Annotated in this window: 1 protein-coding gene; it reads left to right on the top strand. The window is 47.1% G+C overall.

The features are described 5' to 3' along the window. Positions 1-510 (top strand): hypothetical protein (locus tag PORUE0001_RS01505; protein ID WP_039865264.1); only part of this gene is annotated, 510 nt, incomplete at both ends.

Raw genomic sequence — 510 nt, 5'->3', positions numbered from 1 at the left:
AAAGCTTGCTCTTAGAGTTTAAGCTGTCTGAGCAGTCAGGAGGGGGCAATACGCCCTCTCCTGACAACAGTCAAATTCCTCCGATTGGCGACGTAGCGCAAGGCGAGAACGGCAACTACTATATCAATGGTGCGGACACAGGTATAGCAATTAAGCCTAATCATAAGCCCGTAGTAACTATCGTAGATGGTTACTACTACATTGATGGGGTGAAAACACCTGTTCCTGCACCACCAGCTCCTGTTGCGCCTCAATATCCTAACGGAGTGCTTGTGCCAGCTCTAAAAAAGCAAGGTAAGTACGAAGTGTTACTCATTAGTAAGTCTCCCGAGGTGACTTATACTGACCCAACAACAAATGAGAAACGAAAAGTTGTCGCCAACGGTGTGCGTATAGAAGATGGAGCTTGTCTCTATCAATGCCTCTCTCCTGATTCTGTCCCAGTGCCCTTTGCGACTATTAGTGGCTTACCCCGTATACCTGACAAGCGATACCAAACAGACAAGAATG

The sequence above is a fragment of the Porphyromonas uenonis 60-3 genome (assembly GCF_000174775.1).
Taxonomy (GTDB): domain Bacteria; phylum Bacteroidota; class Bacteroidia; order Bacteroidales; family Porphyromonadaceae; genus Porphyromonas; species Porphyromonas uenonis_A.
Note: the sequence above shows the minus strand (reverse complement) of the source record. Positions and strands in the feature narration are given on the sequence as shown.